The following is a 24,329-nucleotide window of genomic DNA, read 5'->3' on the forward strand; positions in this document are numbered from 1 at the left end:
GGGGTCGGTAATAATGGAAAACACCTTAATGGAAGCACTTGGAATCGAAGTACAGTCACTGGATAAAAGTGAGGTCATCCTCACGATGCCAGTGGATAAGCGCACCCATCAGCCATTCGGTTTTCTGCATGGCGGTGCGAGTGTGGCACTGGCAGAAACAGCAGCGAGTGTTGGCGCCGCCCAGCATGTGGATACAAGTAAACAGAGTGTTTTCGGAATAGAAATCAATGCCAACCATATGAAGAGCAAACGCTCCGGTATAGTTACAGCCCGGGGAGTACCGCTCCATGTTGGGAGAACAACGATGGTATGGGAAATCAAGATCGTGGATGAAGCGGAAAATCTGATCTGCATCTCCAGATGTACCATTGGCGTTGTGACGAGGAAGGATAAATAGCAGGAAGGAGATTTCGATGGATACACACCTAAACAAGGAACAGCTGAAATCTTTTAAAGAACAGCTTTTGCAATTAAAAAAAGAAAACGAAACAAAAATCGAAGCCAATCAGGAAGAATCTCCAAATGAATCTGTTGAAGAACTCGCCGACTACGACAACCATCCCGGCGACATGGGAACAGAACAGTTCGAACAGGAACGCGACGCAGGACTTGATCTCATGCGGCAGGAGCGTCTGGACGATATTAACGATGCATTGGAAAAAATAGAAAACGGCACGTACGGATTAAGCGAAAAATCCGGCAAGCCGATCCCGACAGAACGACTGGAAGTTCAACCTACTGCCCGGAATCTTGTGGAGGAAGAGGAAGAATAAATGTGTAAAGCCGCCCTGTTTGCAGGGGCGGCTTTTTTCGATGGCTTTATTGGAAGCGTGCACGTGTGCCCTGCGGGGTTCGCTCTCGGGTTGATATTTCTTCGCCACCAGTCGATATCCCCAGCGTTCCTTCTCAACAAAAAAACCGCCCCATCTAAGGAACGGTCCTCATCTATACTATGCCGCAAATTTCTCCTGTTTCTGTTCAATCCATACCCGCATTTTAATAAACAGCGGCACGAACAACAGGCCAATGACAATGCCTTTTATCATATTAAATGGCAGAACACCCGCTATGACGGCAATCCACATGGCTTGAGCCGACATATCCCAGCCCATGAACCAGGAATATGCAGGAAGGATAAATAAATAGTTGAGCACACTCATGCCCACTGCCATGATCACAGTGCCTGTCACCAAGCCTGAGACGACGCTTTTCACACCTTTAAACCGGTGGTACAGCATCGATACGGGGACGACAAACATCACGCCGGCCAGGAAATTGGCTGCCACGCCAATTGGGTCGCCCGCTCCGGAAATAAGCAGATACAGGGCATTTTTTATTCCTACGACGACCACCCCTGCCATTGGTGAAAACACCAGGGATGCCATCAATGCCGGGATATCACTGAAATCAATTTTCAGATAGGCAGGCAGAAACGGCAGTGGAAAATTCAAGAAAAACAGCACCAGGGAAATAGTCACCATTAATGCCAAGATAATTAATTTCAATAAACTTGATGATTGATTTGTTTTCATCATCTTGTTCCTCCCTCATCTTTTCGATTCCACTCTCGTGCCGATGAAGGATGAGCCCTCATGAAAATACAAAAACCCTAAAGCTGCGGAGCTTTAGGGTTGGTTGTCGATTGATTTCACAAGGAATAAGCAGGTGCTTCTATGCACCAGCCATACTCGACATCTTCTCCCATCCAGACTGTAACTGTCGGTTCCGGACTTACACCGGATCCACCGCTCAGGGGCTATTGCCTCCTCACGGGTCACGGACTTAAAGCAGCATTGCTTCTTACCGTCGGTCGGGAATTTCACCCTGCCCCGAAGATTGGAATCGAATTATTTATTTTCTTAAGTATACATGATGTGTTTTCCATTGAAAAGAGTTATGCTCAAAAATTTCCCTCCATCAATCTTCCAACGGATTCAGACTTTCCTTCCCGCTCAGGTCGCTGATCATTGTCACGAGCAGTTCAATCTCTTCATCGATATCCTCAAAGCTTGCCGTTTCCACCGGTGAATGCATATAGCGGAGCGGCAATGATACAAGTGAAACCGGCACTCCCCGGCCGGTGAGGCGCATCCGATCCGCGTCTGTTCCGGTCATTCGCGGTGTTAATTCATATTGCACCTGCATTTCCAGTTTTTTCGCGGCTTTTTCCAGCAGCTGATTGATCTTGAGATTGATCGGCGCACCTTTGGCCAAAACCGGACCGCCTTCCAGCCGCACGTCGCCATGTTTATTTTTATTCACACCCGGATAATCGGTAGCAAACGTTACATCACAGGCAATCGCCATGGTTGGGTTAACTCCAGCTGCAGCGAAATAAGCGCCGCCCAAGTTGGTCTCTTCATTTACCGTGCTTGCTGCATAAACACCGACATTGCAGCCTTTTTCCGCTAGCCGTTTCAGCACCTCTGCAACGATAAACGCCCCCGTGCGATTGTCCAGGCCGCGGCCTGCTATGTAGCGTTCCTGCAACATTTCCGGTTCTGTTTTGTAGACGGCCAGGTCGCCGATTTGCACATGTTCCTCCGCCTCTTCCTTTGTCTTATAGCCGACGTCGATAAATAAATCTTCCAGCCCGAAGTCCTCTTTCAATCCGCCATGATGCTGCGCGTTGACACCGATTACACCAGTAACTGTTTTCTGAAATCCGAGTACGGTCACCTTCATGCCGACCGCTGCTTTGGGGTTGATGCCGCCCATTTTATCAAAATGCAAAAAGCCGATTTCATCTATTCGATTGATCACCAGAGCGATCTCGTCACAGTGCCCTGCCAAAAGGACTTTAAATGGAGCCTCCGGATTAAGTATTCCAATGGCATTTCCTGCATTGTCGGTCCGGATCTCATCCGCAAAATCTTTTACATAACTGATCCATTTCTTTTGAATAACCATCTCATTGCTCGACGGAGACGGAGTTTGCAGCAATTCCTGCAAAAAATCCTGATTCGCCTTCATTTGCGTCTTCCTCCTTCATCTGTTTCTGTCCCAATCATAGCAGATTTCCCGGCCAAGGGCACTTCAGTTTACGGCACTCTCATTTAAGGGTAAACTTTTTTATAAAAGGAGTTGTTTAGATGGAATTAAATCAATGGTTTGAAAAAGGCATGTCGCCTGATACATACATCGAGTCAATGGAGAAGCATAAGGAAAATCTGCTGTACGTCTATGATCATTTTTCTCTTCCTGAAGGAGAGGAGAAGTTTGTTCAGAAGCTGAGCGAGGAAAAACTGCGGGCAATTGTGCTGACAGAGGACTGGTGTGGCGATGCGATGATGAATGTGCCAATTTTATTCCGGCTCGCCGAAGCAGCAGGTATTGAAGTAAGCCTGCTGGAACGGGACAAAAACCTGGAATTGATGGATCAGTACTTGACCAACGGCAAATCCCGCTCGATTCCAATTTTTGTTTTTATCGATGAAAATGGCAAAGAAACGGCCAAATGGGGGCCGCGCGCACCTCAAGTACAAGAGATGGTCGATGAGTCGCGGAAGAACCTGCCGGAAAAAGACGCGGAGGATTACAAAGAAAAATTCCAGGAAATGCTCCTGTTTATGACCAAGTCTTTCCGTGACAACCGGGATTTCTGGGATGCGACTTACAATGATATAAAACAAACGTTGGAAAATCGCTAAATGGTAATACCGCAAAAGCTGACACCACGGTGTCGGCTTTTTGTATAGGATAGGCTTCATCCAGCCAACCTATGGAAAAAAGGTTGAGGCTGATGAGCGTTAAAATCATCAAATCTCTATATTTTAAGCTTCCCGTTATCGCCAAGCTGCTGTTGGTCATTTTGTTTATCATGTCACTGTTCGGCATCTCAATCCATCTGGTTGAGCCTGAGCAGTTCCCGACCATTTTTGACGGCATCTGGTGGGCGTTTGTCACAGCTGCGACCGTCGGCTATGGCGATTTTGTGCCGCTCACCATCAGAGGGAAAATAATTGGCATTTTCCTCATCCTGACAGGCGGTGGATTGATTGCCTTTTATATTACAAGATTTTCCGCTGCCGCCATTCGTCATCAGCAAAATCAAACCCAGGGCAAAGCTGCATTTAAGGGGAAGGGACATCTGATTTTTATCGGCTGGAATGAGCGCACCCGCCAGCTGCTTGATATTACGATGGATCATGAGCCAGAGCAGCGGATCGTGCTGATTGACCGGAGCCTGAACCATCTCGCCTACCAGCATTATCCGGTACATTTCATCCATGGGGACGCAAGCGAGGATGAAACACTGGCTCAGGCAAATATTGAACACGCCGAGCGGGTAATCATTACGGCGGATTTGTCGGAGCATGAGCGGCAGGCGGATAATTATACGATCCTGACAACGGTGGCAATTCGCGGAAATAATCACGATCTCCCAATCGTCGCGGAAATCCTTTCAAAAACCCAGATCGAAAATGCATTGCGAGCAGGCGCCACCACGATTATCAAATCGAATGATTTTATGAGCACACTGCTTTATCATGAACTGCGCAGAACCGAGACAGCGAAGCCTTTTGAAGATATCCTTTATCTATTAAAAAGCCAGCAGTTTTCCCATATGAAACTGCCCCAAGAGCTTGAGGAGGCAACTTTTCGTCATGCCAGCAATATTTGTTTAAAGGATGGCAGGCTGCTCCTTGGGATTCTGCGCAGCGATGAATGGATGATCAATCCGGGTCCCGATTTTCTGTTGCAAAAAGAGGATATGCTGATAACCATTCGTCCCTGGTCCTGACTTTTCCCCCTGCTGAATTTGCTGGAAATCTTTTGCTTCTTCCCCGGATTTCTGCTAAAATGATATATTGTGTAAAAAGAATCGAATAGATATAGGAGTTGTTCAGCATGATCTCAAACTTTGAGAGCGGTCAAGTGATCGAGGGGAAAGTAACCGGAATTCAGCCTTATGGGGCATTTGTAGCACTGGATGAGGAAGTACAGGGATTGGTTCATATATCAGAGGTAACCCACGGATTTGTTAAAGATATTAATGAACATCTGGCTGTTGGCGATGAAGTGAAAGTAAAAGTATTGAATGTCGATGAAGAGAAAAACAAAGTCTCTCTGTCGATCCGCGCCACCGAAGAAGCTCCCAAACAAACAGCAAAACCGCAGAAAAAAGCAGCACAGGATAACAATGACGAAACTGGCGGTTTTAATACGTTAAAAGATAAGCTTCAGGACTGGATTAATCAGTCTGATGATAGCAAGAAGTAATCCCAAGAGACATGCCGCGTGAGCATGTCTTTTTTTATGACTGGATGACGTGCAACGCGCGGAAGTTAGAGCAGTGGGGCTGAAGTTTTCGCTCTCGGGCTGAAGTTTCTGCACTCGGGCAGAAGTTTCCGCTCTCGGGCTGAAGTTCTCGCTCTCCGGCTGAAGTTCTCGCTCTCCGGCAGAAGTTTCCGCTCTCAGGCTGAAGTTCTCGCTCTCCGGCAGAAGTTCTCGCTCTCGACCGGAAGTCCTTTACTCGCCCAGAACCAAAAAACTCGGGGATAAAACAAGTTTCCTTTACCTCCCGTCCTGTTTTGAGTTAAAGTGATAATGTAATGAAATGACGTAGACTCTCGAGGAGGAAATACAGCTAATGACACATGTTTCATTCAACTATGATAAAGCCCTTGATTTTTTTAATCAGCAAGAGCTGGACAACCTGGAAAAATACGTAGAGACTGCCCACCAGGCTCTGCACGAACAGACCGGGGCAGGCAGTGATTTTCTCGGCTGGCTCGATTTGCCGGTAGACTATGATAAAGAGGAATTTACCCGAATTCAAAAAAGCGCAGAGAAAATCAGAAACGATTCCGATGTGCTATTAGTGATCGGGATTGGCGGTTCGTATTTGGGCGCTCGTGCGGCTCTGGAGATGCTTAACCACCCGTTTAACACCCTTCTGTCCAAAGAAGAGCGCAATGCGCCACAGGTGATTTTCGCCGGACATCATATGAGTGCATCCTACATGACGCAGTTGCTGGAAGTGCTCAAGGATAAGGATGTCTCCATCAATGTCATTTCCAAGAGCGGCACCACCACCGAACCGGCAATTGCCTTTCGTATTTTTAAAAATTTCCTTGAAGAAAAATATGGCGAAGAGGAAGCGAAGCAGCGAATTTTTGCCACGACGGACAAACAAAAAGGAGCACTTAAATCCAGTGCTGATCAGGCCGGCTATGAAACATTCGTGATCCCTGATGATGTCGGCGGACGTTATTCGGTACTGACAGCAGTGGGTCTTTTGCCAATCGCGGTCAGTGGCATTTCGATTGAAGCGATGATGGAAGGAGCTGCTGCAGCCAGAAACGATTTGGCAGAGCCTTCCCTTTCCAACAACCCGGCTTACCAGTACGCAGCAGTGCGTAATATTTTATATAACAAAGGAAAAGTTACCGAGCTGCTGATCAATTATGAGCCGAGCCTGCAATATTTCGCCGAGTGGTGGAAGCAGTTATTCGGAGAAAGTGAAGGCAAAGATCAAAAAGGGATTTACCCTTCCTCTGCCAACTTCACGACAGACCTCCACTCCCTTGGCCAGTACATCCAGGAAGGCCGGCGGAATATCTTTGAAACGGTTCTGCATGTGAACGAGTCCGCAAATGATCTGACGCTGGAGGCAGACGAGGAAAATGCCGACGGGCTGAATTATCTGGCAGGCAAAAACATCCATGAGATTAATGATAAAGCCTTCCAGGGCACATTGCTCGCGCACACAGACGGCGGGGTTCCCAATTTAGTAGTGGAAGTGCCACGTCTTGATGCCCATACATTCGGCTATCTTGTTTATTTCTTTGAAAAAGCCTGTGCCATCAGCGGCTATCTGCTCGGCGTCAATCCATTTGACCAGCCGGGTGTGGAGGCTTATAAAAAGAATATGTTTGCCCTCTTAGGCAAGCCTGGATTTGAAGATGCGAAACAAGCTCTGGAAAAACGGCTTTAATTTTGGTTAGACAACAAAATCCGGAAATTTTTAACAAACTTTTGGTAAAAGATGTTTATTTTGTACAGGCAGGGGTAATACTATTAATGTAAGACTTTCTCGTATTCCCCCTGTAGGCAAAGCGTTTTTAGCGCTTTGCTTTTTTTTTGCTTTTTTTCAGCCTGTCAGCCGGGTTTGCTGACAGGCAATTTGTTATAATAATATAAAGTGAAAGAGAAGGAGGCTGACAAATGGGATTTTTTGATACGATACATGACCGCAAAAATACTCGCTCCGTGAAATGGGACATGCTTAAGGCAGTTTTCCAGTCGGATGACGTGCTGCCGATGTGGGTGGCTGATATGGACTTTAAGGCGCCGGAAGCTGTAAACGAGGCGCTGATCGCCCGCGCTAAACATGGCATTTATGGCTATACGGTGATCGATGATGAGGTCAAAGGCGCCGTCACCAACTGGGTTTCACGCCGCCATGACTGGCAAATAGACGAAAATTGGCTGTCTTTCAGTCCGGGCGTTGTCACCAGCTTACATATGGCGGTTCAGGCATTCACGGAACCGGAAGACAAAATTTTAATCCAAACGCCGGTGTACACACCATTTTATAGTGTGATCGAGGGCCATGGCAGAGAAGTTGTCAAAAGTCCGCTCGTCCGGGAAGATAACTATTACACGATTGATTTTGTCGATTTTGAAGAAAAACTGCGTCAGGGAGTGAAGGCCTTTATTCTTTGTTCCCCGCATAACCCGGTCGGCCGTGTGTGGAAAAAGGAAGAACTCGAGGAAATGGCAAGGCTTTGCCTGAAACATGATGTGCTTATTCTGTCAGATGAGATCCATGCGGACCTGATCTATCCGGGAGAGCGTCATATTCCGATTGCCAGTCTTTCCCCGGAGATTTCCAAGCAGACGATTACCTGTATGTCCCCTTCCAAGACATTCAACCTTGCCGGATTGCAGGCATCCTATTGTGTAACGGAGGATAAAGCAAAAAGAGATAAGCTGGATGAAATGCTAGGCAAACAGGGCCATCATATGCTGAATACGATGGGTTCGACCGCATTGGAAGCAGCCTACCTGCACGGAGAAGCCTGGCTGGATGAGCTGAAAACGGTGCTTGAGAAAAACCGGAATTATGTGATAGAAGAACTGGAAAGCCGCACTAACCTCAAAGTCACCCGCACAGAAGGCACGTATCTTTTGTGGATTGATTGCCGCGGGCTGGAATTGGATGATCAGGCACTGAATAAATTCATGGTGGAAAAAGCCCGGGTCGGACTGAATAAGGGTTTGGATTACGGCGAGGAAGGCGGCTACTTCATGCGCATGAACATTGCCTGTCCTAAAGCCTTAGTGGAAGACGGTGTGGAGCGGCTGATTACCGCTGTGGAAGGAATGTAATGAAAGTAAATAGTTAGGAAAGACTTAAAAAGAGGCTTTTTTCGTAAGTTTTGTTTCTTAATTATGTCGTGGTTGATTAAAAACGTGACATAGGCTGCCGCTGCGGAAATACCCCTCGCTTTCCGCGGGCGCTGGTGAGCCTCCTCACGCTTACGCGCTGCGGGGTCTCACCTATGCTTATCACCCCGCAGGAGTCTCGGGGTATTTCCTCCGCTAACGGTGTGTTTTTAAAAGCAACCAATAACTACCCACTGTGTAGGTGATTGATTGGGGCTGACGGCAGTCGATTTCCTAAGGGAAAGCAAGTGTCTAAACCTGAGCAGAAAGCGGTTAAAGGATGGAAGGCTAAAATCACGACGTCCTGTCTCAGGCGCCTTCATGACTAACATCCTGTTAGGCCGAGGCTGAAGCACGTGCTTGCAGAAAGTTACTGCCTGCAGCAGAAATCAACTATCAAGAGTGGTAGTTGATTTAAACACGCAGTAGAGTCAAAAACCACATCAGGCAGCGAAGGAAATACATGGGGACTCCTGCGGGAGGAAAGGCTTAGGTGAGACCCCGAAGTGCGACAGCACAAGGGGGCTCACCAGCCTCCCGCGGAAAGCGGAATGTATTTCCGTAGCGACGATCATTAACCTCACTGATTTTACGCCACAGTCTATGGATATTGTGTCAAAACAACTTCTCATTAGAAAAAAGTCAAAAAAGAAAATCTAAAAAAAGGGTGATCAACATGACGAAAATCGGTATTGTAGTTGGCAGTCTGCGGAAAGAGTCTTTTTCCAAAAAAATTGCAAAGAATGTAGCTTCCCTGTTTCCGGAGGGGTATGAAACAGAGTTTGTGGAAATCGGCAATCTTGCTTTGTACAATGAGGAATATGACGGTAATTCTCCAGAGGAATATACCATATTCCGCAACACCATCAAGGGAGTTGACGCTGTTTTATTCGTAACCCCAGAGTATAACCGTTCCGTATCAGGTGTGTTAAAAAATGCATTGGATGTAGGTTCAAGGCCTTATGGTGAAAGTGTATGGGATGGCAAACCAGCAGCGATTATCAGTCAATCTATCAGTAATCTGAGCGGATTTGGCGCAAACCATCATTTACGTCAATCTCTCACGTTCCTGAATATGCCTGTTGTTCAGCAGCCTGAGGTCTATCTTGCCAATTCAGCAGATTTAGTGGATGAAAATGGTAAAATCAACAATGAAGGAACCATTCAATTCCTGCAAACTTTCGTGGATTCCTTTGTTGATTTGATTAAGAAGTATCAAGCGTAATCCCCGTACAAACAAAAGCTGCTATGCCAATGAAGGCACAGCAGCTTTATTTTTCTTGTTCTTCATTAAATTCGGTTGGGTCTGTCGGTGTTTCTTCGCCTTGTGGATCCGGATCCGTTTTAATCACGCCGCACAGGATACGGTCACCCGACTCGCCGCCGGGCTGGCTTACCCCATCGTCCTGGCCGTCATGAACAATTAAGGAGGTCCCCTCGCCTCTTAGAATCGATTTTTTCCCGTCTTTCAGAGTCGCCTCTGCAAGCATCAGTTCCGCTTCGACAATCCCGCTGCCATCTGCTTCCACATTCGGCAGGTCACCAAGATGGGAGCCTTCCGGATGCATAAGGCCATGTTCGTTCCCGTCCGGATTGAAATGATTGCCGGCACTGGTGAAATCCGGCCCTTCGCATTGTGGGAATTCATGAACATGCACCCCATGAAAACCAGGTTCCAACCCTTCCAGACTTAATTTAACCTGCACCCCGGCATCCTGCTCGGACAGTTCTGCCGTCCCCACCATGTCGCCGGATGCATTATACATTTCCACCGTTCGGTTCGCCTCACTGTTTCCGCTCTGACAGGAAACCAAAAACGTCATAAAAATTAATAATAAAATTGCCCGCATCAGATTATCTCCTTTTGCATTGTTGTCTCTAGTATCAACCAAAAGGCAATAGGCTAAACGCAAAAAATAAAAGCCTCTCTTCAACAAAAGAAAGGCTCTTCCACTATTCGCGCGGATCTGACGCTTTATCCCGGTTTTCTGCATATTCTATGTCCTGCTTATATTTTTCGTTAAATTCACGTTCTTCTTTTTTGGAGTGACGGTGGATCAGGTAAAGCGTGACGACCGCTAAAGCGGCAAAGATCAATAATGTAATGAGTGCCGGAATATATTCGGATTTATCCTCAGGAAAATAAAGAAATGGCATCATGATCATTCGTACTCACATCCTTCAACGTGTATTATAACAAAATTTACCGGCATGCAAAACCGGACCAGCATAATGTTCGCAAATCTGTGATATTTTTGCGAGAATATAGACAAGGAGTGATTCACGATGGCTGATGTATCGATTGGCGAAAACGTCCGTGCCCATTATAAATCCGGCACTTACATAGGTGAAGTCAGGGAGGACAGAGGCGACCGCTACCTCATTGAAGTGCTGGCAGTAGAAAAACATCCGATGCAAGGAGATCTGCATAACCCCAATCAGGTAGAGGATGTATTTTTTCATGAGCGAAAAGCTCTCGCTCCTCATGAAAAAATGAATGTAAAAAAACCCGCCGTCAAGCCCTATGCAGGGGAAATTCCATCCTATGGCCAGTCCCTAAAGCAGGCAGTGAACGTTTATAAGGAAAAACTTGTTGCGGATGGTTCCGCCTACAGTCAGAAAGCCCTGCAAACAATGAGCGGGCTGGAAGAAATTTATGAAAGAACCTATTACTGAAATGAAAAAGGCTGGATTGCTCCAGCCTTTTACTCGCCCAAATGTTCTTCAATTACTTCTGTGACACCTTTAATCGCTTCTTCTTCGTCTCCGCCTGTAGCGGTGATCGTGATCTCGGCACCTTTTGGAATTCCAAGGGACATAACGCCCATAATGGATTTCAGGTTTACCTTTTTGTCATTGTAAGAAACTTCCACATCTGATTCATACTGTCCTGCTTTATTTACCAGCAATGTAGCCGGGCGGGCGTGCACTCCTGTATCTGCAGTAATTGTAAATTTCTTCTCTGCCATCGAACTCATCCTTCCAAAACATATTCTCACGTACTATTTTACTGAGTACAGCTTCTATCATACACTATTTTTGCCGAAAAATGAATTGAAACACGCTCGTATTCGCTAATTTTAGCGAAAAGAATTATCCCGGTGAAAGAGTTGTTTGTCTTTGTCTAGGCGTTGTGATAACGTTAACTTGAAATCTAATGTAGCGCAAGGAGGAAGAATAAATGAGTGTACATATTGGTGCAGAACAGGGAGCTATTGCTGATAAAATTCTATTGCCGGGCGACCCGCTTAGGGCAAAATTTATTGCGGAAAATTTTCTCGAAAATGTCACCCAGTACAATGAAGTGCGCGGGATGCTCGGGTTCACCGGAACATACAAAGGCGAACGTGTTTCCGTACAGGGCACAGGGATGGGTGTTCCGTCCATTTCAATCTATGTTAATGAATTGATCCAAAGCTATGATGTGAAAAAATTAATCCGTGTCGGTACATGTGGCGCCATCCAGAAAGACGTGAAAGTGCGGGACGTCATCCTCGCTCAAGGTTCCACGACTGATTCGCAGATGAACCGAATGATTTTTGGCGGAATTGACTACGCTCCACTGGCAGATTTTCAGCTAATGAAAAATGCCTATGATGCCGGTGTTGAAAAAGGATTGAATTTGCGCGTGGGGAATGTCTTCACAAGTGATACATTTTACCGCGACAACGCTCAGGAAGTAAACGAATTGCTGGCCAAATATCAAGTGCTGGCAGTTGAAATGGAAACCACCGCACTTTACACCTTGGCTGCGAAGTTCGGACGACAGGCGCTGTCGGTGCTGACGGTATCTGATCACATTTTGACAGGCGAGGAAACCAGTGCCGAGGAGCGGCAAACGACATTCAATGAGATGATGGAGGTTGCCTTGGAAGCAGCTGTAAAATAATTTGGTAATAAGCAGTCCGCTCAAGGGCTGCTTTTTATTGTCACCCTTATAATATTGATGGTTGACAATTTATCTCTCTATGATTATTATTTTCATAGAGGGGAGAGAGAAGATTGAAAAGCTTGCGTCCAATTGATTTAACCTATGGTGCCGTTTTCGTCTGCCTGATGGCGATCGGTGCAAATATTACGGTATGGTTCCCGTTTCTTGCGGTACCGATCGGAGGCGCATCAGTTCCGTTGTCGCTGCAAACCTTTTTCGCGGTGCTGGCAGGGCTGATGCTTGGCAGGAAACTTGGAACCATTGCCATGATCGCTTATACATTTGTCGGACTGGCCGGTGTGCCGGTGTTTGCCGGGTTTCATGCAGGTCCGATGGTATTATTACAACCAACGGGCGGCTTCATTATTTCCTTTATATTTGTTGCGTTTTTTGTTGGCTGGATTTCGATGAAAAACCAGCAGAGGGCACTCTATCTTTACATAACCGCAGCTTTTACAGGCCTTGTCTTCAATTATGGAATCGGGGTTTCGTACATGTATCTGGCCATGAATGGCTGGCTGGAGTTGCCAATCCCGTATACTGCCGCCTGGCTGTCGATGGTTCCGTTTCTTATAAAAGATGCCGTGCTCGCTTGTTTGGCCGGCGTGTTTATGATAAATCTGTCCAAGCGTAAAATTGTTATGCGTCAATTGAGTGAAACCGGAGTATAGTTGGTAATTTATTTACTAGAGCATGTTACCAAGTTAATGATGAGAAAGATATCTCTCCATTGGTTCCAGTTCGGCTGGGGTTATTTTTATTTACTCCCAGACTCAATCTCTTCAATGTGAATAATTGTCAAAAAAACAATTATTCCAATATTATTGTTGTCAAATAGTTCTGTCTGTGTTATATCATAAAAGTATCAGCGCAGAGGGAGGAAACAAATGAATATAAATAAGGTTCTCGTATACATCCTGTTGTTTGTCCTTGGAATAATTGTTGGTACATTTTTGCTAAGTCCGTTAGTTGACGGCTTGTTTTAGGGAAGCATTTTCTTTTTCATTAAGTGTATGGTCTTTTAAAATCCTAGCAATTAGAGAACACATCGAACGTTTTATTTCTTGTCGGCTTATTTATTGTAGCTAAAGGGAACAGGTTCATATAAGGAAAACAACGGCAGGCTGCATTCATCGAAACATAGCGTTCAGCGAGTCAATGTGATAAAATAACATCAAACAAACCGCGACAGGTACGTTTTTAGATGAAGCCCGCAGGAAGGATGTTTGCCCTTTTATGGATCTGTTTTTAAATTTTCCGGTAACCGCTGCTTTGACGGCAATTGTCTTTGCCCAGGTAGTAAAAATCCCCATTAAAATGCTGATAGCCAGAGAATTTTCACCGAGTCTGGCATTCAGCACGGGCGGCATGCCAAGCAGTCATTCCGCGGCTGTCACCGCGCTCACCACTGGGATAGGCATTAGTGAAGGAGTCACCTCAAATATCTTCGCCCTCGCCTTTGTCTTCAGCATCATCACCATGTTTGACGCCACAGGAGTAAGAAGGCAAGCCGGCGAGCAGGCAGCGGTGCTGAATATGCTGATTAAAGACTTTCAAAGCTTTTTTGATGAAGCAAAAGATTGGAATAATAAAGAGGAATATCAAAAGCGCAGGGAATTAAAGGAACTGCTTGGACATCAGCCGATTGAAGTGTTTTTCGGCGGATTAACTGGTGTTGGTATTGCATTTTTTCTCTCGCAATTTTATTAGTATCATACCTAGCGCAAGTGCCCTTCCACCAGCACTTGCGCTTTTTCTTATGCATCCGTTACGTAGCGGTTTCGGCCAGAAAGAGAGCCGAATACAACGACCAGTACGGATATAAAAATCAGCACGCTAATTGGTATGCTCCATGTTCCGGTAATATCGTACAAATAACCGATCATCACAGGCCCTATTGCAGCCAATGAATAACCGAGCGACTGTGCCATCCCCGATAATTCCGCAGCCTGCTTTGCAGTACGGGCACGCATCGCCAAGAAGGTCAGGCAGAGTGGAAACATTCCTCCAAGCGCAACACCAAGAAGCACAATACTGATCAGCATGACTGGAAAAACTTGAGCAAATAACAAACAGCTATAGCCCGCGGTTCCGCAAATGCCCAAACCGATGACCAGCCCCCATTGGGAGTGAAATTTGCCTGCCAATACCGGCATTAGGAAGCTAAATGGCAGGCCAATCAGCTGCAGAACCGAAAGCATCCAGCCAGCCGTCTCCATCGTCACCCCATAGGAAATGAGAATTTCCGGGAGCCAGGAAATCGTTACATAAAATAACGTAGACTGAAACCCCATAAAAAGGGCCACTTGCCAGGCAAGCGGCGCACGCCACATGCGGTTGCCGCCTGCTGTAACATAGTTGACGTCTTTCTCTTCTTTCCCGGTGTTTTTGCGATTAATCACCAGCCAGATCAGCACACCGGCAATCACCGGCAGTCCCCAGACCATCAATCCGAGCTGCCAGCCAAGCCCGGCACCACTCGCCAGTGGCACACTCAAGCCCGAAGCAGCTGCCGCAAAGATAGCCATGGATGTGGAGTACACCCCTGTCATCAATTCCGTTCTGTCAGGAAATTTTTCCTTAACTACCCCTGGCAGAAGAACATTGGAAATAGCGATACCAAAACCAATCAGCAATGTCCCGAAAAACAAAAGAGCTACTGCGGATTGCGAACGAATTACAATGCCAGCGAAAAGCAGCAGCAAGCCCATCAACAGTGCGCGCTCGTTGGACCAGCGATTTGCCAGTCTGGGAGCGACTGGTGACATGATGGCAAATGCGACCAGCGGCAGACTTGTCAAAATGCCCACACTCCAGTTGGAAAGCCCGAGATCATCACGGATCATGCCGATCAGCGGTCCGACCGATGTGATGGCGGGACGCAGATTAAATGCCACCACAATAATTCCAGCCAATAACAGGAAAAAATAGATCCGATTACCGTCTTTCCCTGGCATTGCCTGCTGTTTTTCCGTCATGCTGGGTCCCTCCTACGCTCTCAAAGATTCACTGCCTTCTATCATAGCACAGAAAGAACCATGCAAAAAGGAGAGCCCCCTAAATAGGGAACCCTCCATTTTCCGTTATTATTCCGTTATATTCTGTCTAAACACTTGCAATGCTTCCGTTTCATTCAGTTCTGTCAATGCTTCTTCTGTCAGGCTGCCGTCTCCCATTTCCACAATGTATACCTCAAGCTCTTTTTTTCCCCACTCTGAATACACATCTTCTACCGTTTCGTAGTATAAATCAATGTCGTTGCCGTTAATGGCACTACCCTTATCGGCCACAACACCATATCCGTAACCAGGGATGAACATAATAGTTCCGATTGGGTAAACATCTAAATCCGCAGCAATAGTAGAATACAAGTCTCGCTTCACCTGCACACCGGAAAACGTGATGCCGTACATCGGATGGGATGGTGTTTTACCTGTTGATTCCACCCCGGCTGTGTAACCGGTAGCCATAACCGTGGCTGAGGGATACTGTTCAAAATTTACCGCTTCATCCAGCGTTTGCGGCCCGTCAATTTCATCACTGGAAATCAAGCGTTCTTTCTCATCCTTAGATTTTAGCGATTTTTCCTTTATTGCTGTATGTCGAAACTCCGATGAAGGATGAGTGCCATTAGCAGCTGTGCCGCTCACTTCCTCTGTTACCCAAGTCTGGACATCTGCCAGGGAGACATTGGAAATGGAAGTTGCCGTAGCAAGGAATGCCAGGGAAAATAACAGCAGCATCCCCGCTCTTCGAATAAAATTTTTGGTTTTCATTGATAACACCTCACTGGATGTCATCATTCCCAATCTAGTAAAATTATATTCATCTTTTTTTAAGAATCTTGGTTTGCTGCTATTCTTCCAGCATTAAAACATCTGATATCCGTTCTTCCTGAGCATCTTAATCACAATGCCTGACAGAATAGTCCCGGCAAAACCGGAAAGCAATATCGTTATGTCCACTGCCGTGATGCTCATCAGCCTCTCCCCTATCGCCGAGAAGGCTTCTCCGGGGCTTGTAAAATAGTTCCATGTAGAAATATTATCGACAATCATAATAACAATAACTGGATAAAGCACAGCCATCAGCCATGTCCGACGTAATAGCATATTCAATATAAAAGCGATCCCAAAAAATATCACGAAATATAATATAATCGATACAACTAATTGAATCAACGCAGTATCTCCCTTCCGAACCATGCAACCTACATTCTATAATAAAGAGAAAAGAAAGGGCAAGCTTCCTGTCCGGGGTTTTGCTGGGTATTAGAAAACGATGACTTGGGACAACAAGTCATCGCTGTTTATCTTGCTCAATAAAAAATATTGAATTTGCCTTTCCTCATCAACAGGCGGATACCGCCCAGCTGCAGCAAATAGCGGTTATCAATGATTTTTTTCATTATCACCGCACTTAAGCCCCGTATTTTCCGGCTGCCGAACAGCTCGCCGACCGCATCATTATGTCCGAGGGAAGCAACCGTGCCAAGAATTTTGGGCTGAAATTTTTCCGTCTCCCCAGTGGTGATCAGCGACTTGATATTGCGGGCAGCAGTTTTTGCCTGCTGGATCGCAATCTGGGCTGTCGGGGGATACGCGTCACCTGTGGATTCATCAAACACGGTGGCACAATCCCCTATGACGAAAATATCATCATAATCCGGACTGCGCAGATCCTCACGTACCTCCACTTTTCCTCTGTTGGTGGCAAGGCCAGACTGCTCAATAAGTGTATTTGCCCTCACGCCTGCCGCCCAGACGGTTGTGCGTGTTGGTATTTCGATTTCCTTACCGTCTTTTTCATACATCATGCGGTCTGGCTCACAGGCTGTAATCGCCGCACCGGTAATAAATTCGACCCCGCGGGATTCCAGGGAATTCATCGCATAATCTGCCAGCTGCGGATCAAATCCGGAAAGCACCATCGGCGACTTTTCAATATTAACGATTCGCACCAGGGTTTTCTCAATATCAAATTTCTCGCAAAGTGCCGGTATCCTGTTTGCCAGCTCCCCCAGAAACTCAATGCCGGTAAATCCGCCGCCTCCAACAACGATATTCAGCCTGGACGGATCTGCCTTCTTGCCATGGTGGTATGCGGCAAAATGATACTCCAGATTCTGGTTCAGGAGCCGGGCACTGTTGAGGTCTTCAATCGTAAAGGCATGCTTATCCAGCCCTGGCACATCAAAAGTGGCCGCTTCAAACCCTAAGCCGACCACCAATATATCATAGCTTAATTCGCTTTTTTCCAATTTGACCTTTTTCTCCTCAGGTTTGATCCCAACCACTTTTTCCAGTACGATATTTACCTTGTCACGGTCAATCAAGTCATTAATCGGAATCTTGGTCCGTTCATGGGGCAAGGTGCCTGCCGCATTTTCATGCAGCCAGGTCGTCTGATAATGGTAATCATTTCGGTTTACGAGTGTAATTGTCGCCTCAGATGGCTTGATCGTCTTCTGCAGTCTGACTGCTGTTATCATGCCGCCATACCCGGCACCCAATATCACAATATTCGGTTTGCTCATTTAATCATCACATCCATTCAGCATTCGCCGCAGTCTTTCTGATATGTAAATATAACCTAACTGTTACATATTTGTAAAATACCCATTCATCATCATAGCGTTTTTTCTCTTGTTTTTCAACCTGTGTGTCAAGGTGCCTGTCACTTCCCGAATTTTGTCGATTTTTTTTTCCTTATGTGCACCCTCTTCGTACATTTCCGTGCATTTGTGATAATATGGGAGTGGTGTGGTAGCAACGAGAGAAATGGAGGGACAGTTTCTTGGCAGAACAAGTTTATGATGTCACAATTATTGGCGCAGGACCTACCGGGTTGTTCACTGCTTTTTACGGCGGGATGCGTCAGGCGAGTGTAAAAATTATTGAAAGTTTGCCGCATACCGGGGGGCAGCTGACCGCCCTGTATCCGGAGAAAGATATATATGATATTGCCGGTTTCCCGAAAGTTGGCGCCCAGGAATTGGTGGACAATCTGGAGGAACAAGCGAATCTTTTTGGCCCGACCATTGTCCTGGAGCAGTCGATAGACCAGGTGGAGCGGCTGGAAGATGATACGTTCAAGCTTACCTCAAACACAGGGGAAATCCACCGGACGAAAACAATCATCATCACCGCGGGCAACGGCGCGTTTCAGCCAAGGCGGTTGAATGTCGGGGCCAGCGAGCAGTTTGAAGGGATTAATCTGCATTATCACGTCAAAGATATGAATCAGTACAAAGATCAGCATGTACTTCTCTTGGGTGGTGGCGATTCGGCAGTCGACTGGGCACTGATGCTTGAGCCGATTGCCAAAAAAGTAACCCTGGTGCACCGGCGGGAGAAGTTCCGCGCGCATGAGCACAGTGTAGAAAAACTCCATGCCTCGTCGGTGGAAACACTCACCCCTTTTGTGCCTGCATCGATTACAGCAAGTAACAAAATTGACGCAGTGACCCTGGAAGAAGTCAAAGGGGACAGAACCATCGAGCTGACCGTTGATTCGGTGCTGTGCAATTATGGCTTCGTTTCCACCCTTGGACCGATAAAGGAATGGGGGCTGGATATCGAGAAAAACAGCATTGTTGTCAACAGCAAAATGGAGACAAACATCCGCGGCATCTATGCAGCAGGCGATATTTGTACCTATGAAGGAAAAGTGAAACTGATTGCCACTGGTTTCGGCGAAGGGCCAACTGCGATTAATAACGCCAAGCAATACATTGATCCGAAAGCAAGGATTCAGCCGAAGCATTCAACGGCTATGTTTTAATCCGGAAGGCTGTGTGAGCGGAGGATTTACTCGCTGCTACGTTGGTTCCAATTTAAAAACACAAGAGCCAGCATGCTCATATAGCATCCTGGCTCTTGTTCATTAGCAATCTCCCGGGGTTCCAACTTTATCTTTCGTGCGGAAAGAAGAACCGCAGCCACAGGAGACGATAGCGTTCGGATTTTCGATGGAAAACCCGCCCCCCATCATATTCTGTTTAAAGTCAATCGTCGTTCCTTCTATAATCGGAATATCCTGGTTATTAAACAAGACCGGGATGCCATTTATTTCTTCTTCCCTTTGGAGTTCCTCATTCACTTCATATTCAAAGCCCAGCGCGTAAGACAGCCCGCTGCAGCCGCCGCCTTGGATGCCAAAACGCAGGCGCGCATCCACCGGTTCGTCAGCCATCATTTCCTTAATCCGATCAACAGCTTTATCTGTCAGTGTAATCACCATATCGGGCGACCTCCTTCTTTCAAAGGTTATTTCTTACTCTTTAGTATACAAGCAGAAAGCGATTCATTCAACCAATTGAGCCAGCAGCATAGCTAAATCCGTGCCTTCCCGTTGTAAAAAAACGTGCCTGCTGCGATCACCTCTGCTCCGCCGGTCATCCAGACATCGCCATCCTCACTCCAGTTTATCATTAAATCGCCGCCTGCAAGATGAACGGTAATCGTCTCTCCCTGCCTGGCATAACCGTTCAGTACAGCAGCAACGGCAGCGGCACAGGCACCGGTTCCGCAAGCCTGTGTCACTCCGGATCCGCGTTCCCATACATGAAAATTTAATTCCGTTTCCGATACGGCTTCAACAAATTCCACATTCACGCCTTCCGGAAAACGTGCGTCTTTTTCAATCACAGGGCCTAGTTGATAAAGCGGCGCCTGCTGAATATCGTCCACAAAAAATACGGCATGCGGATTACCCATCGATACGGCAGTGACTTTCATCTGTGCATCTTTTACCGCAAAATCTTCGGCCACTACCCTGTTTTTCTCCTCACCAAGCATGGGAATCGCAGATCTTTCAAGCATTGGTGCGCCCATATTAATGGTAATCTCTTCTGCTCTGCCACTCTCACCTTCAACTTCTGCTGCCACCAGATTGGCTTTGGTTTCAATCTGAAATTTTTCCGTCGCCACCAAACCATGCTCATAGGCGTATTTCGCGGTGCAGCGCAGACCATTGCCGCAGGTTTTTCCCTCGGAGCCGTCTTTATTAAAGATGCGCATGCCTACCTCCGCGCGCTTACTTGGCTGAATAAGAATCAGGCCATCCGCACCAATCCCTGTGTTTACATCAGCGACAGCCCGCGCCAGATCTGGAAGTATTTCTTCTTCTATTTGAAATTGGAATAAATCGACATAAATATAATTATTTCCCAGTCCATGCATTTTGATGAAAGGCAGTTCCATTTGTCATCCTCATTTCTTTATGTCTGCTGTTTGAGTCCTTGATTATCAAGTTCCTTATAGATCGGTTTCAGCCGGGGAATCCCTTCTGCGACCATTTCATCGTTAATGAAAACGATTGGGTAAAACATGTCCTCTTCCAGCACCCGTTCAGCGAATTGCTGATGTTTTTCCACTTGCGGCGGGTAATTAATATCGACGTATTCATATTCAACCGGTTCGGAATGATACTTTCTGTCAATTGCTGCTTGCAGCCATTCATACGTGTCTTTGGATCCAGGCGCACCGACACAACTTGCACAAATCTGCTCGGCACCATAGACGGTAATCATTATTTTTTTCATGTTGTTTCCCCCCTCGCCAACTACTTTTATTTTACAAAACATTGATAAAAAGATAAAATATAATTAATCAGTAAAGCAAATGTTATTTTACCGATAGATTTTTTTGCAATGGCGGTTTATAATAGGAGTATAGAAAGGAGAAGATGGATAATGCAAGAACAAGTACAGGAAGTGCTGAGCAAACTGCGTCCATTTTTACTGCGTGATGGCGGAGATGTCGAGTTGGTTGATGTGGATGATGACGGCATTGTACTTCTTCGTCTGATGGGAGCATGCGGCAATTGCCCAAGTTCTACCATCACCCTGAAAGCGGGAATCGAACGCGCTCTGATGGCAGAAGTTCCCGGCGTGACAGAAATCGAACAGGTATTTTAAACTTTCCTCATATAGAAGCAAGCAGACAGCTGGAATGCAGCATGTCTGCTTTTTTTGATTGTTATTTAAGGTCTTTCGTGTGGGTTGCAGTTGATGGGAACTGTGACATAACCTGCCGTTACGGAAGTACATATGATTCTTTATAGAATTGATTGGAATTCGACATGTGTGCTTGTTGATTTCCGCTGCGGGCATCCGCTTTCCGCGGGCACGGCTTCAGCCTCCTCGGAAGAAAACCGCTTCCTGCTCAGGTCTAGACTCGTGCTTTTCCCGCAGGAGTCGGATGCCCTCCGCTCCAATCAACCATCGAAAATGGATATTGTACTTTTAATTTAGCAAACAGTAAAGCAACAAAGTACATCACCCAGCGGAGGAAATACCCGAAGACTCCTGCGGGATCATAAGCATAGGTGAGACCCCGCAGTGCGACAGCACGAGGAGGCTCACCAGCGCCCGCGGAAAGCGAAGGGTATTTCCGCAGCGGCAGGCTATACCGCATATTATAGGTTTTGTTTACAAAGCAGTTTTAGGTGCTTTTCCTTCCATAACCGCAGAAATATTATCCAGACACAAATCAATCATCGCACTTCTGGTTTCCGTACTGGCAGAACCAATATGCGGCAGGCAGACCGTATTATCGAGCTGCATCAGCGGATGATCGGAGCGAATCGGTTCTTCCGTAAATACATCCAGCCCGGCAGCTTTGATTTCTCCATTTTCCAGTGCGGTGACAAGCGCCTCCTCATCAACAACCGCCCCGCGGGAGATGTTGATAAAGATAGCCGATTTTTTCATGCGCCGGAATACTGACTCGTCAAACAACTGCTTCGTTTCCTTGGTCAACGGAACAACAGAGACGACGTAATCCGATTCTTCCAGCAATGTCTCCAGCTCAGCATAAGTCGCCGGAATCTCTGCTTCTGCCTGGTATTTCCTTGAACGGTTATGGTAAAGCACCGGCATCGCAAACCCTCGCGCCCGTCTGGCCACCGCTTCCCCGATCCGTCCCATGCCGACAATCCCGATCGTCTTATGATGAATGTCCGAGCCAGCTAGCAAATACGGCGACCAGTTTTGCCACTGATCCGCTTCGATATACTCACTCGCTTCCACCACTCTTCTGGCAGTAGCCATCAGCAGCGCAAATGCCAGATCGGCGGTTGTCTCGGTCAGTACATCCGGAGTGTTGGTTACCGTGACCCCTTTTTGTTTGGCTGTCTCGACATCGATATTATCATAGCCGACAGCCAGGTTTGCGACAACCTGCAAACGGGATGCCGCATCAAGCAGTTCGTGGTCGATTTTTTCACTCAGCATGCATAACAGACCGTCTGCTTCTTTTACTTCCTTCAGCAGCACTTCCCGCGAAACGGGCGTATCTGTCTCTTCCCACATGCGAATTTCCATATGTTCCCGATAAGGTTCCAACCGCTCTTCCGGGAGTTTTCGTGTCACATAAATCACTGGCTTATTCATGTCTTTCCCTCCTGCTCTTTTCTTAGAGCCAGTGTAACACAGGGAGGTCACGCGCTTCCTCTCCCAGCCCGGAATGCTGGTAAAAATGGCGCAACCGTTTTTCATAAGCATCCTGTTTTTCCAAAAGTACCTGCAACTCTCTTTCAAGCGGTGCGGTATCATCGGTAGAAAATCCCCGCTCCAGCAGGTCAAATAAATGAATCGGAAAAAGCAATCTGGCATAAATTAACCGCCAACTGAACACGGACAATGGCCGAACCGTCTGATACTGCTCCGCAAAAGCTGCGAGCGTTCCCTCGCCTTCATCCTCCAGCAACATCCAGCGCATCGCTTCTGCAACATCACGCGCCGGGTGGTCATACACCAAGTCGGCCGGCCAAAGCACCGGACTCCCCAGCTGATTCGCATACCTTCTAAACGCAATGGTCCCTTGATCCCCCTCATGGAATCGCCGCTCGTTTTCCGTTTCCTGCACATACTGAATCGCATTTTCACTAATGCCAATAATATATGGCATACTGTCCATCAGCAGTCGGTAATAGGACGACGGATGATCGGCCGCACTTTTTTCAATCGTCTCCTCAAACAAAGTCAGTTTATCAATCCACAAGCTGTGCCAAGCCCCGTAGCTGGACACGGCTCGCGGCTCATAGCTGTAGGCCGCTCCGGTTTGATGAAAATTTGCCAGAAGCGCACCAGGGGAGAGCTGTGATTCCCCCTTTAGTGCCCGCACTTGGAGCACCGTGAAAGTTTTGTCCTGATACTCGGTGTACCACTGGCCTTGACGATTGGGGATCGGAACCGCCATGTGATCGTATTGCTGTTCCATCAAATAATAGGAAAGCACCGCCTGCTCCATATGAATCATTTCCCTGTTATCGGCGTACATGATAAAATAGACAGTATTATCTTGGATATAACCTTCTCTGCCATCCAATGTCAGTTTATCTTCTGTACGGATGGCATAATTTGCAGTAAGAAAATCTCTCATCGGCAATGGAAACCCTCCTCATCCATTTGCTTATATAATAGCCTATGAACCATGGGAGCGATTTTTAACCAGATAAGGAAAACTAAAGGAGTGTTTGTATGGAAGAGAACACGAAAAAGAGTGAACTGGAAGTCAAAGCAAGGAAGTGGCTGACAGAGCGCGGAGTGGAACTCGAGGATATTGCCGAGCTCGTCTATTACTTGCAGTCCAAATATCATGAAAATCTCAGCATGGAGGATTGCCTCTATAATGTTGACAGGGTGCTGACAAAACGCGAGGTGCAAAATGCGGTCCTGACCGGCATCCAGCTGGACGTCATGGCAGAAAAGCAAATGCTTGACCAGCCGCTGCAGAAAACGATTGACACCGATGAAGGACTGTACGGCATTGACGAGGTGATCGCCCTGTCGATTATTAATGTTTACGGCTCCATCGGCTTTACTAATTACGGCTATATTGATAAACAGAAACCGGGCATTCTGAAACGATTAAATGATAAATCGACCGGGGAAGTCCACACGTTTCTTGATGACATTGTGGGAGCCATTGCTGCGGCTGCTTCAAGCAGGCTGGCCCACAGCAATGCCGATGATGTGTCGATTGATGATTAAAAAAAT

28 protein-coding genes, 1 pseudogene and 1 riboswitch are annotated in these 24,329 nt (G+C 46.8%); of the genes and pseudogenes, 15 read left to right on the forward strand and 14 right to left on the reverse strand.

Going from position 1 to position 24,329, the window contains the following annotated elements; all coding sequences use genetic code 11:
* Positions 1-13 precede the first annotated feature (13 nt).
* Both CEG13_RS17585 and CEG13_RS17590 read left to right on the forward strand, forming a co-directional pair.
* On the forward strand, positions 14-397 hold the full coding sequence (locus CEG13_RS17585; protein ID WP_100013203.1) for a hotdog fold thioesterase: 384 nt from the start codon (positions 14-16) through the stop codon (positions 395-397).
* A gap of 16 nt (positions 398-413) precedes the next feature.
* Positions 414-773, forward strand: a complete 360-nt coding sequence (locus CEG13_RS17590) for a TraR/DksA C4-type zinc finger protein (RefSeq protein WP_100013204.1) — start codon at positions 414-416, stop codon at positions 771-773.
* Positions 774-950: 177 nt separating this feature from the next.
* On the opposite strand, the gene CEG13_RS17595 is transcribed toward CEG13_RS17590, so the two are convergent.
* Together CEG13_RS17595 and CEG13_RS17600 are read right to left on the reverse strand one after the other, a co-directional pair.
* On the reverse strand, positions 951-1,532 hold the full coding sequence (locus tag CEG13_RS17595; protein WP_100013234.1) for an ECF transporter S component: 582 nt from the start codon (positions 1,530-1,532) through the stop codon (positions 951-953).
* 157 nt (positions 1,533-1,689) lie between these two features.
* A riboswitch (FMN riboswitch) is annotated at positions 1,690-1,841 on the reverse strand.
* Between the two features lie 76 nt (positions 1,842-1,917).
* A complete protein-coding gene (locus CEG13_RS17600; RefSeq protein WP_100013205.1) occupies positions 1,918-2,973 on the reverse strand; it encodes a M20/M25/M40 family metallo-hydrolase in 1,056 nt (351 codons plus the stop codon).
* Positions 2,974-3,092: 119 nt separating this feature from the next.
* On the opposite strand from CEG13_RS17600, the gene CEG13_RS17605 reads away from it, so the two are divergent.
* From CEG13_RS17605 to CEG13_RS17630, 6 genes are all read left to right on the forward strand, one after another.
* Positions 3,093-3,650, forward strand: coding sequence for a thioredoxin family protein (locus tag CEG13_RS17605; protein ID WP_100013206.1), 558 nt, complete (start codon positions 3,093-3,095; stop codon positions 3,648-3,650).
* 92 nt (positions 3,651-3,742) lie between these two features.
* A complete protein-coding gene (locus CEG13_RS17610; protein WP_100013207.1) occupies positions 3,743-4,744 on the forward strand; it encodes a potassium channel family protein in 1,002 nt (333 codons plus the stop codon).
* A 107-nt stretch (positions 4,745-4,851) separates the two neighbouring features.
* Complete coding sequence (gene yugI / locus CEG13_RS17615) at positions 4,852-5,223, forward strand: S1 domain-containing post-transcriptional regulator GSP13 (RefSeq protein ID WP_100013208.1); 372 nt, start codon at positions 4,852-4,854, stop codon at positions 5,221-5,223.
* Positions 5,224-5,593: 370 nt separating this feature from the next.
* Positions 5,594-6,940: a glucose-6-phosphate isomerase gene (locus tag CEG13_RS17620; protein ID WP_100013209.1), complete on the forward strand. Its 1,347-nt coding sequence runs from the start codon at positions 5,594-5,596 to the stop codon at positions 6,938-6,940.
* A gap of 230 nt (positions 6,941-7,170) precedes the next feature.
* On the forward strand, positions 7,171-8,337 hold the full coding sequence (locus tag CEG13_RS17625) for a PatB family C-S lyase (RefSeq protein ID WP_100013210.1): 1,167 nt from the start codon (positions 7,171-7,173) through the stop codon (positions 8,335-8,337).
* Positions 8,338-9,070: 733 nt separating this feature from the next.
* Positions 9,071-9,619, forward strand: a complete 549-nt coding sequence (locus CEG13_RS17630) for an NADPH-dependent FMN reductase (RefSeq protein WP_100013211.1) — start codon at positions 9,071-9,073, stop codon at positions 9,617-9,619.
* 46 nt (positions 9,620-9,665) lie between these two features.
* Here the strand turns inward: CEG13_RS17630 and CEG13_RS17635 are convergent, their stop codons facing one another.
* Together CEG13_RS17635 and CEG13_RS17640 are read right to left on the reverse strand one after the other, a co-directional pair.
* Positions 9,666-10,244, reverse strand: coding sequence for a superoxide dismutase family protein (locus tag CEG13_RS17635; protein WP_100013212.1), 579 nt, complete (start codon positions 10,242-10,244; stop codon positions 9,666-9,668).
* 103 nt (positions 10,245-10,347) lie between these two features.
* Positions 10,348-10,560 (reverse strand): hypothetical protein, encoded by a 213-nt coding sequence (locus tag CEG13_RS17640; RefSeq protein ID WP_338033023.1) that lies wholly within the window; start codon positions 10,558-10,560, stop codon positions 10,348-10,350.
* A 120-nt stretch (positions 10,561-10,680) separates the two neighbouring features.
* Between CEG13_RS17640 and kapB the strand changes: the two genes are divergently transcribed.
* Positions 10,681-11,070, forward strand: coding sequence for a kinase-associated lipoprotein KapB (kapB, locus tag CEG13_RS17645; RefSeq protein ID WP_100013213.1), 390 nt, complete (start codon positions 10,681-10,683; stop codon positions 11,068-11,070).
* 29 nt (positions 11,071-11,099) lie between these two features.
* Here kapB and CEG13_RS17650 read toward each other — a convergent pair whose 3' ends face one another.
* Positions 11,100-11,363, reverse strand: a complete 264-nt coding sequence (locus CEG13_RS17650; RefSeq protein ID WP_100013214.1) for a phosphocarrier protein HPr — start codon at positions 11,361-11,363, stop codon at positions 11,100-11,102.
* A 212-nt stretch (positions 11,364-11,575) separates the two neighbouring features.
* Between CEG13_RS17650 and deoD the strand changes: the two genes are divergently transcribed.
* From deoD to CEG13_RS17665, 3 genes are all read left to right on the forward strand, one after another.
* Positions 11,576-12,283, forward strand: a complete 708-nt coding sequence (deoD, locus tag CEG13_RS17655; protein ID WP_100013215.1) for a purine-nucleoside phosphorylase — start codon at positions 11,576-11,578, stop codon at positions 12,281-12,283.
* 113 nt (positions 12,284-12,396) lie between these two features.
* Positions 12,397-12,996: a biotin transporter BioY gene (locus CEG13_RS17660; protein ID WP_100013216.1), complete on the forward strand. Its 600-nt coding sequence runs from the start codon at positions 12,397-12,399 to the stop codon at positions 12,994-12,996.
* A gap of 565 nt (positions 12,997-13,561) precedes the next feature.
* Positions 13,562-14,035, forward strand: coding sequence for a divergent PAP2 family protein (locus CEG13_RS17665; RefSeq protein ID WP_100013217.1), 474 nt, complete (start codon positions 13,562-13,564; stop codon positions 14,033-14,035).
* 47 nt (positions 14,036-14,082) lie between these two features.
* On the opposite strand, the gene CEG13_RS17670 is transcribed toward CEG13_RS17665, so the two are convergent.
* The 4 genes from CEG13_RS17670 to CEG13_RS17685 form a co-directional block, all read right to left on the reverse strand.
* The gene (locus tag CEG13_RS17670; RefSeq protein ID WP_239984704.1) at positions 14,083-15,303 is read right to left on the reverse strand and encodes a CynX/NimT family MFS transporter; all 1,221 of its coding nucleotides are present in this window, start codon (positions 15,301-15,303) and stop codon (positions 14,083-14,085) included.
* A 108-nt stretch (positions 15,304-15,411) separates the two neighbouring features.
* Positions 15,412-16,101 carry a 3D domain-containing protein gene (locus tag CEG13_RS17675; protein WP_100013218.1) on the reverse strand — a complete coding sequence of 230 codons (690 nt, stop codon included), beginning with the start codon at positions 16,099-16,101 and terminating at the stop codon, positions 15,412-15,414.
* Between the two features lie 93 nt (positions 16,102-16,194).
* The gene (locus CEG13_RS17680) at positions 16,195-16,506 is read right to left on the reverse strand and encodes a YuiB family protein (RefSeq protein WP_100013219.1); all 312 of its coding nucleotides are present in this window, start codon (positions 16,504-16,506) and stop codon (positions 16,195-16,197) included.
* Positions 16,507-16,643: 137 nt separating this feature from the next.
* Positions 16,644-17,861 carry an NAD(P)/FAD-dependent oxidoreductase gene (locus tag CEG13_RS17685; RefSeq protein WP_100013220.1) on the reverse strand — a complete coding sequence of 406 codons (1,218 nt, stop codon included), beginning with the start codon at positions 17,859-17,861 and terminating at the stop codon, positions 16,644-16,646.
* 260 nt (positions 17,862-18,121) lie between these two features.
* Here CEG13_RS17685 and CEG13_RS17690 point away from each other — a divergent pair, with 260 nt between their 5' ends.
* Positions 18,122-19,108, forward strand: a complete 987-nt coding sequence (locus CEG13_RS17690) for an NAD(P)/FAD-dependent oxidoreductase (protein ID WP_100013221.1) — start codon at positions 18,122-18,124, stop codon at positions 19,106-19,108.
* Between the two features lie 102 nt (positions 19,109-19,210).
* Here the strand turns inward: CEG13_RS17690 and CEG13_RS17695 are convergent, their stop codons facing one another.
* The 3 genes from CEG13_RS17695 to CEG13_RS17705 form a co-directional block, all read right to left on the reverse strand.
* Complete coding sequence (locus CEG13_RS17695) at positions 19,211-19,567, reverse strand: HesB/IscA family protein (RefSeq protein WP_100013222.1); 357 nt, start codon at positions 19,565-19,567, stop codon at positions 19,211-19,213.
* Between the two features lie 92 nt (positions 19,568-19,659).
* Positions 19,660-20,529 carry a diaminopimelate epimerase gene (gene dapF, locus CEG13_RS17700; protein ID WP_100013223.1) on the reverse strand — a complete coding sequence of 290 codons (870 nt, stop codon included), beginning with the start codon at positions 20,527-20,529 and terminating at the stop codon, positions 19,660-19,662.
* Positions 20,530-20,546: 17 nt separating this feature from the next.
* Positions 20,547-20,870, reverse strand: coding sequence for a YuzD family protein (locus tag CEG13_RS17705; protein WP_100013224.1), 324 nt, complete (start codon positions 20,868-20,870; stop codon positions 20,547-20,549).
* A 150-nt stretch (positions 20,871-21,020) separates the two neighbouring features.
* Here CEG13_RS17705 and CEG13_RS17710 point away from each other — a divergent pair.
* Positions 21,021-21,245, forward strand: a pseudogene (locus tag CEG13_RS17710) (NifU family protein); the annotation flags it as partial.
* Between the two features lie 513 nt (positions 21,246-21,758).
* Here CEG13_RS17710 and CEG13_RS17715 read toward each other — a convergent pair.
* Both CEG13_RS17715 and CEG13_RS17720 read right to left on the reverse strand, forming a co-directional pair.
* The gene (locus CEG13_RS17715; protein WP_100013226.1) at positions 21,759-22,721 is read right to left on the reverse strand and encodes a 2-hydroxyacid dehydrogenase; all 963 of its coding nucleotides are present in this window, start codon (positions 22,719-22,721) and stop codon (positions 21,759-21,761) included.
* Positions 22,722-22,743: 22 nt separating this feature from the next.
* On the reverse strand, positions 22,744-23,712 hold the full coding sequence (locus CEG13_RS17720; protein WP_100013237.1) for a protein kinase family protein: 969 nt from the start codon (positions 23,710-23,712) through the stop codon (positions 22,744-22,746).
* 98 nt (positions 23,713-23,810) lie between these two features.
* Here CEG13_RS17720 and CEG13_RS17725 point away from each other — a divergent pair, with 98 nt between their 5' ends.
* On the forward strand, positions 23,811-24,323 hold the full coding sequence (locus CEG13_RS17725; RefSeq protein ID WP_100013227.1) for a phosphatidylglycerophosphatase A family protein: 513 nt from the start codon (positions 23,811-23,813) through the stop codon (positions 24,321-24,323).
* Positions 24,324-24,329 lie beyond the last annotated feature (6 nt).

The sequence above is a fragment of the Lentibacillus sediminis genome (genome assembly GCF_002763455.1).
Lineage (GTDB): Bacteria > Bacillota > Bacilli > Bacillales > Amphibacillaceae > Lentibacillus_D > Lentibacillus_D sediminis_A.

Coding starts and splice junctions, on each gene's coding strand:
- CEG13_RS17720 (WP_100013237.1), bottom strand. CDS start 23,712: ATGAGAGATTTTCTTACTGCAAATTATGCCATCCGTACAGAAGATAAA.
- yugI (WP_100013208.1), top strand. CDS start 4,852: ATGATCTCAAACTTTGAGAGCGGTCAAGTGATCGAGGGGAAAGTAACC.
- kapB (WP_100013213.1), top strand. CDS start 10,681: ATGGCTGATGTATCGATTGGCGAAAACGTCCGTGCCCATTATAAATCC.
- CEG13_RS17640 (WP_338033023.1), bottom strand. CDS start 10,560: ATGATCATGATGCCATTTCTTTATTTTCCTGAGGATAAATCCGAATAT.
- CEG13_RS17605 (WP_100013206.1), top strand. CDS start 3,093: ATGGAATTAAATCAATGGTTTGAAAAAGGCATGTCGCCTGATACATAC.
- CEG13_RS17585 (WP_100013203.1), top strand. CDS start 14: ATGGAAAACACCTTAATGGAAGCACTTGGAATCGAAGTACAGTCACTG.
- CEG13_RS17650 (WP_100013214.1), bottom strand. CDS start 11,363: ATGGCAGAGAAGAAATTTACAATTACTGCAGATACAGGAGTGCACGCC.
- CEG13_RS17595 (WP_100013234.1), bottom strand. CDS start 1,532: ATGAAAACAAATCAATCATCAAGTTTATTGAAATTAATTATCTTGGCA.
- CEG13_RS17620 (WP_100013209.1), top strand. CDS start 5,594: ATGACACATGTTTCATTCAACTATGATAAAGCCCTTGATTTTTTTAAT.
- CEG13_RS17625 (WP_100013210.1), top strand. CDS start 7,171: ATGGGATTTTTTGATACGATACATGACCGCAAAAATACTCGCTCCGTG.
- CEG13_RS17675 (WP_100013218.1), bottom strand. CDS start 16,101: ATGAAAACCAAAAATTTTATTCGAAGAGCGGGGATGCTGCTGTTATTT.
- CEG13_RS17610 (WP_100013207.1), top strand. CDS start 3,743: ATGAGCGTTAAAATCATCAAATCTCTATATTTTAAGCTTCCCGTTATC.
- CEG13_RS17635 (WP_100013212.1), bottom strand. CDS start 10,244: ATGCGGGCAATTTTATTATTAATTTTTATGACGTTTTTGGTTTCCTGT.
- CEG13_RS17670 (WP_239984704.1), bottom strand. CDS start 15,303: ATGACGGAAAAACAGCAGGCAATGCCAGGGAAAGACGGTAATCGGATC.
- CEG13_RS17590 (WP_100013204.1), top strand. CDS start 414: ATGGATACACACCTAAACAAGGAACAGCTGAAATCTTTTAAAGAACAG.
- dapF (WP_100013223.1), bottom strand. CDS start 20,529: ATGGAACTGCCTTTCATCAAAATGCATGGACTGGGAAATAATTATATT.
- CEG13_RS17685 (WP_100013220.1), bottom strand. CDS start 17,861: ATGAGCAAACCGAATATTGTGATATTGGGTGCCGGGTATGGCGGCATG.
- CEG13_RS17715 (WP_100013226.1), bottom strand. CDS start 22,721: ATGAATAAGCCAGTGATTTATGTGACACGAAAACTCCCGGAAGAGCGG.
- CEG13_RS17705 (WP_100013224.1), bottom strand. CDS start 20,870: ATGAAAAAAATAATGATTACCGTCTATGGTGCCGAGCAGATTTGTGCA.
- CEG13_RS17600 (WP_100013205.1), bottom strand. CDS start 2,973: ATGAAGGCGAATCAGGATTTTTTGCAGGAATTGCTGCAAACTCCGTCT.
- CEG13_RS17695 (WP_100013222.1), bottom strand. CDS start 19,567: ATGGTGATTACACTGACAGATAAAGCTGTTGATCGGATTAAGGAAATG.
- CEG13_RS17630 (WP_100013211.1), top strand. CDS start 9,071: ATGACGAAAATCGGTATTGTAGTTGGCAGTCTGCGGAAAGAGTCTTTT.
- CEG13_RS17665 (WP_100013217.1), top strand. CDS start 13,562: ATGGATCTGTTTTTAAATTTTCCGGTAACCGCTGCTTTGACGGCAATT.
- deoD (WP_100013215.1), top strand. CDS start 11,576: ATGAGTGTACATATTGGTGCAGAACAGGGAGCTATTGCTGATAAAATT.
- CEG13_RS17725 (WP_100013227.1), top strand. CDS start 23,811: ATGGAAGAGAACACGAAAAAGAGTGAACTGGAAGTCAAAGCAAGGAAG.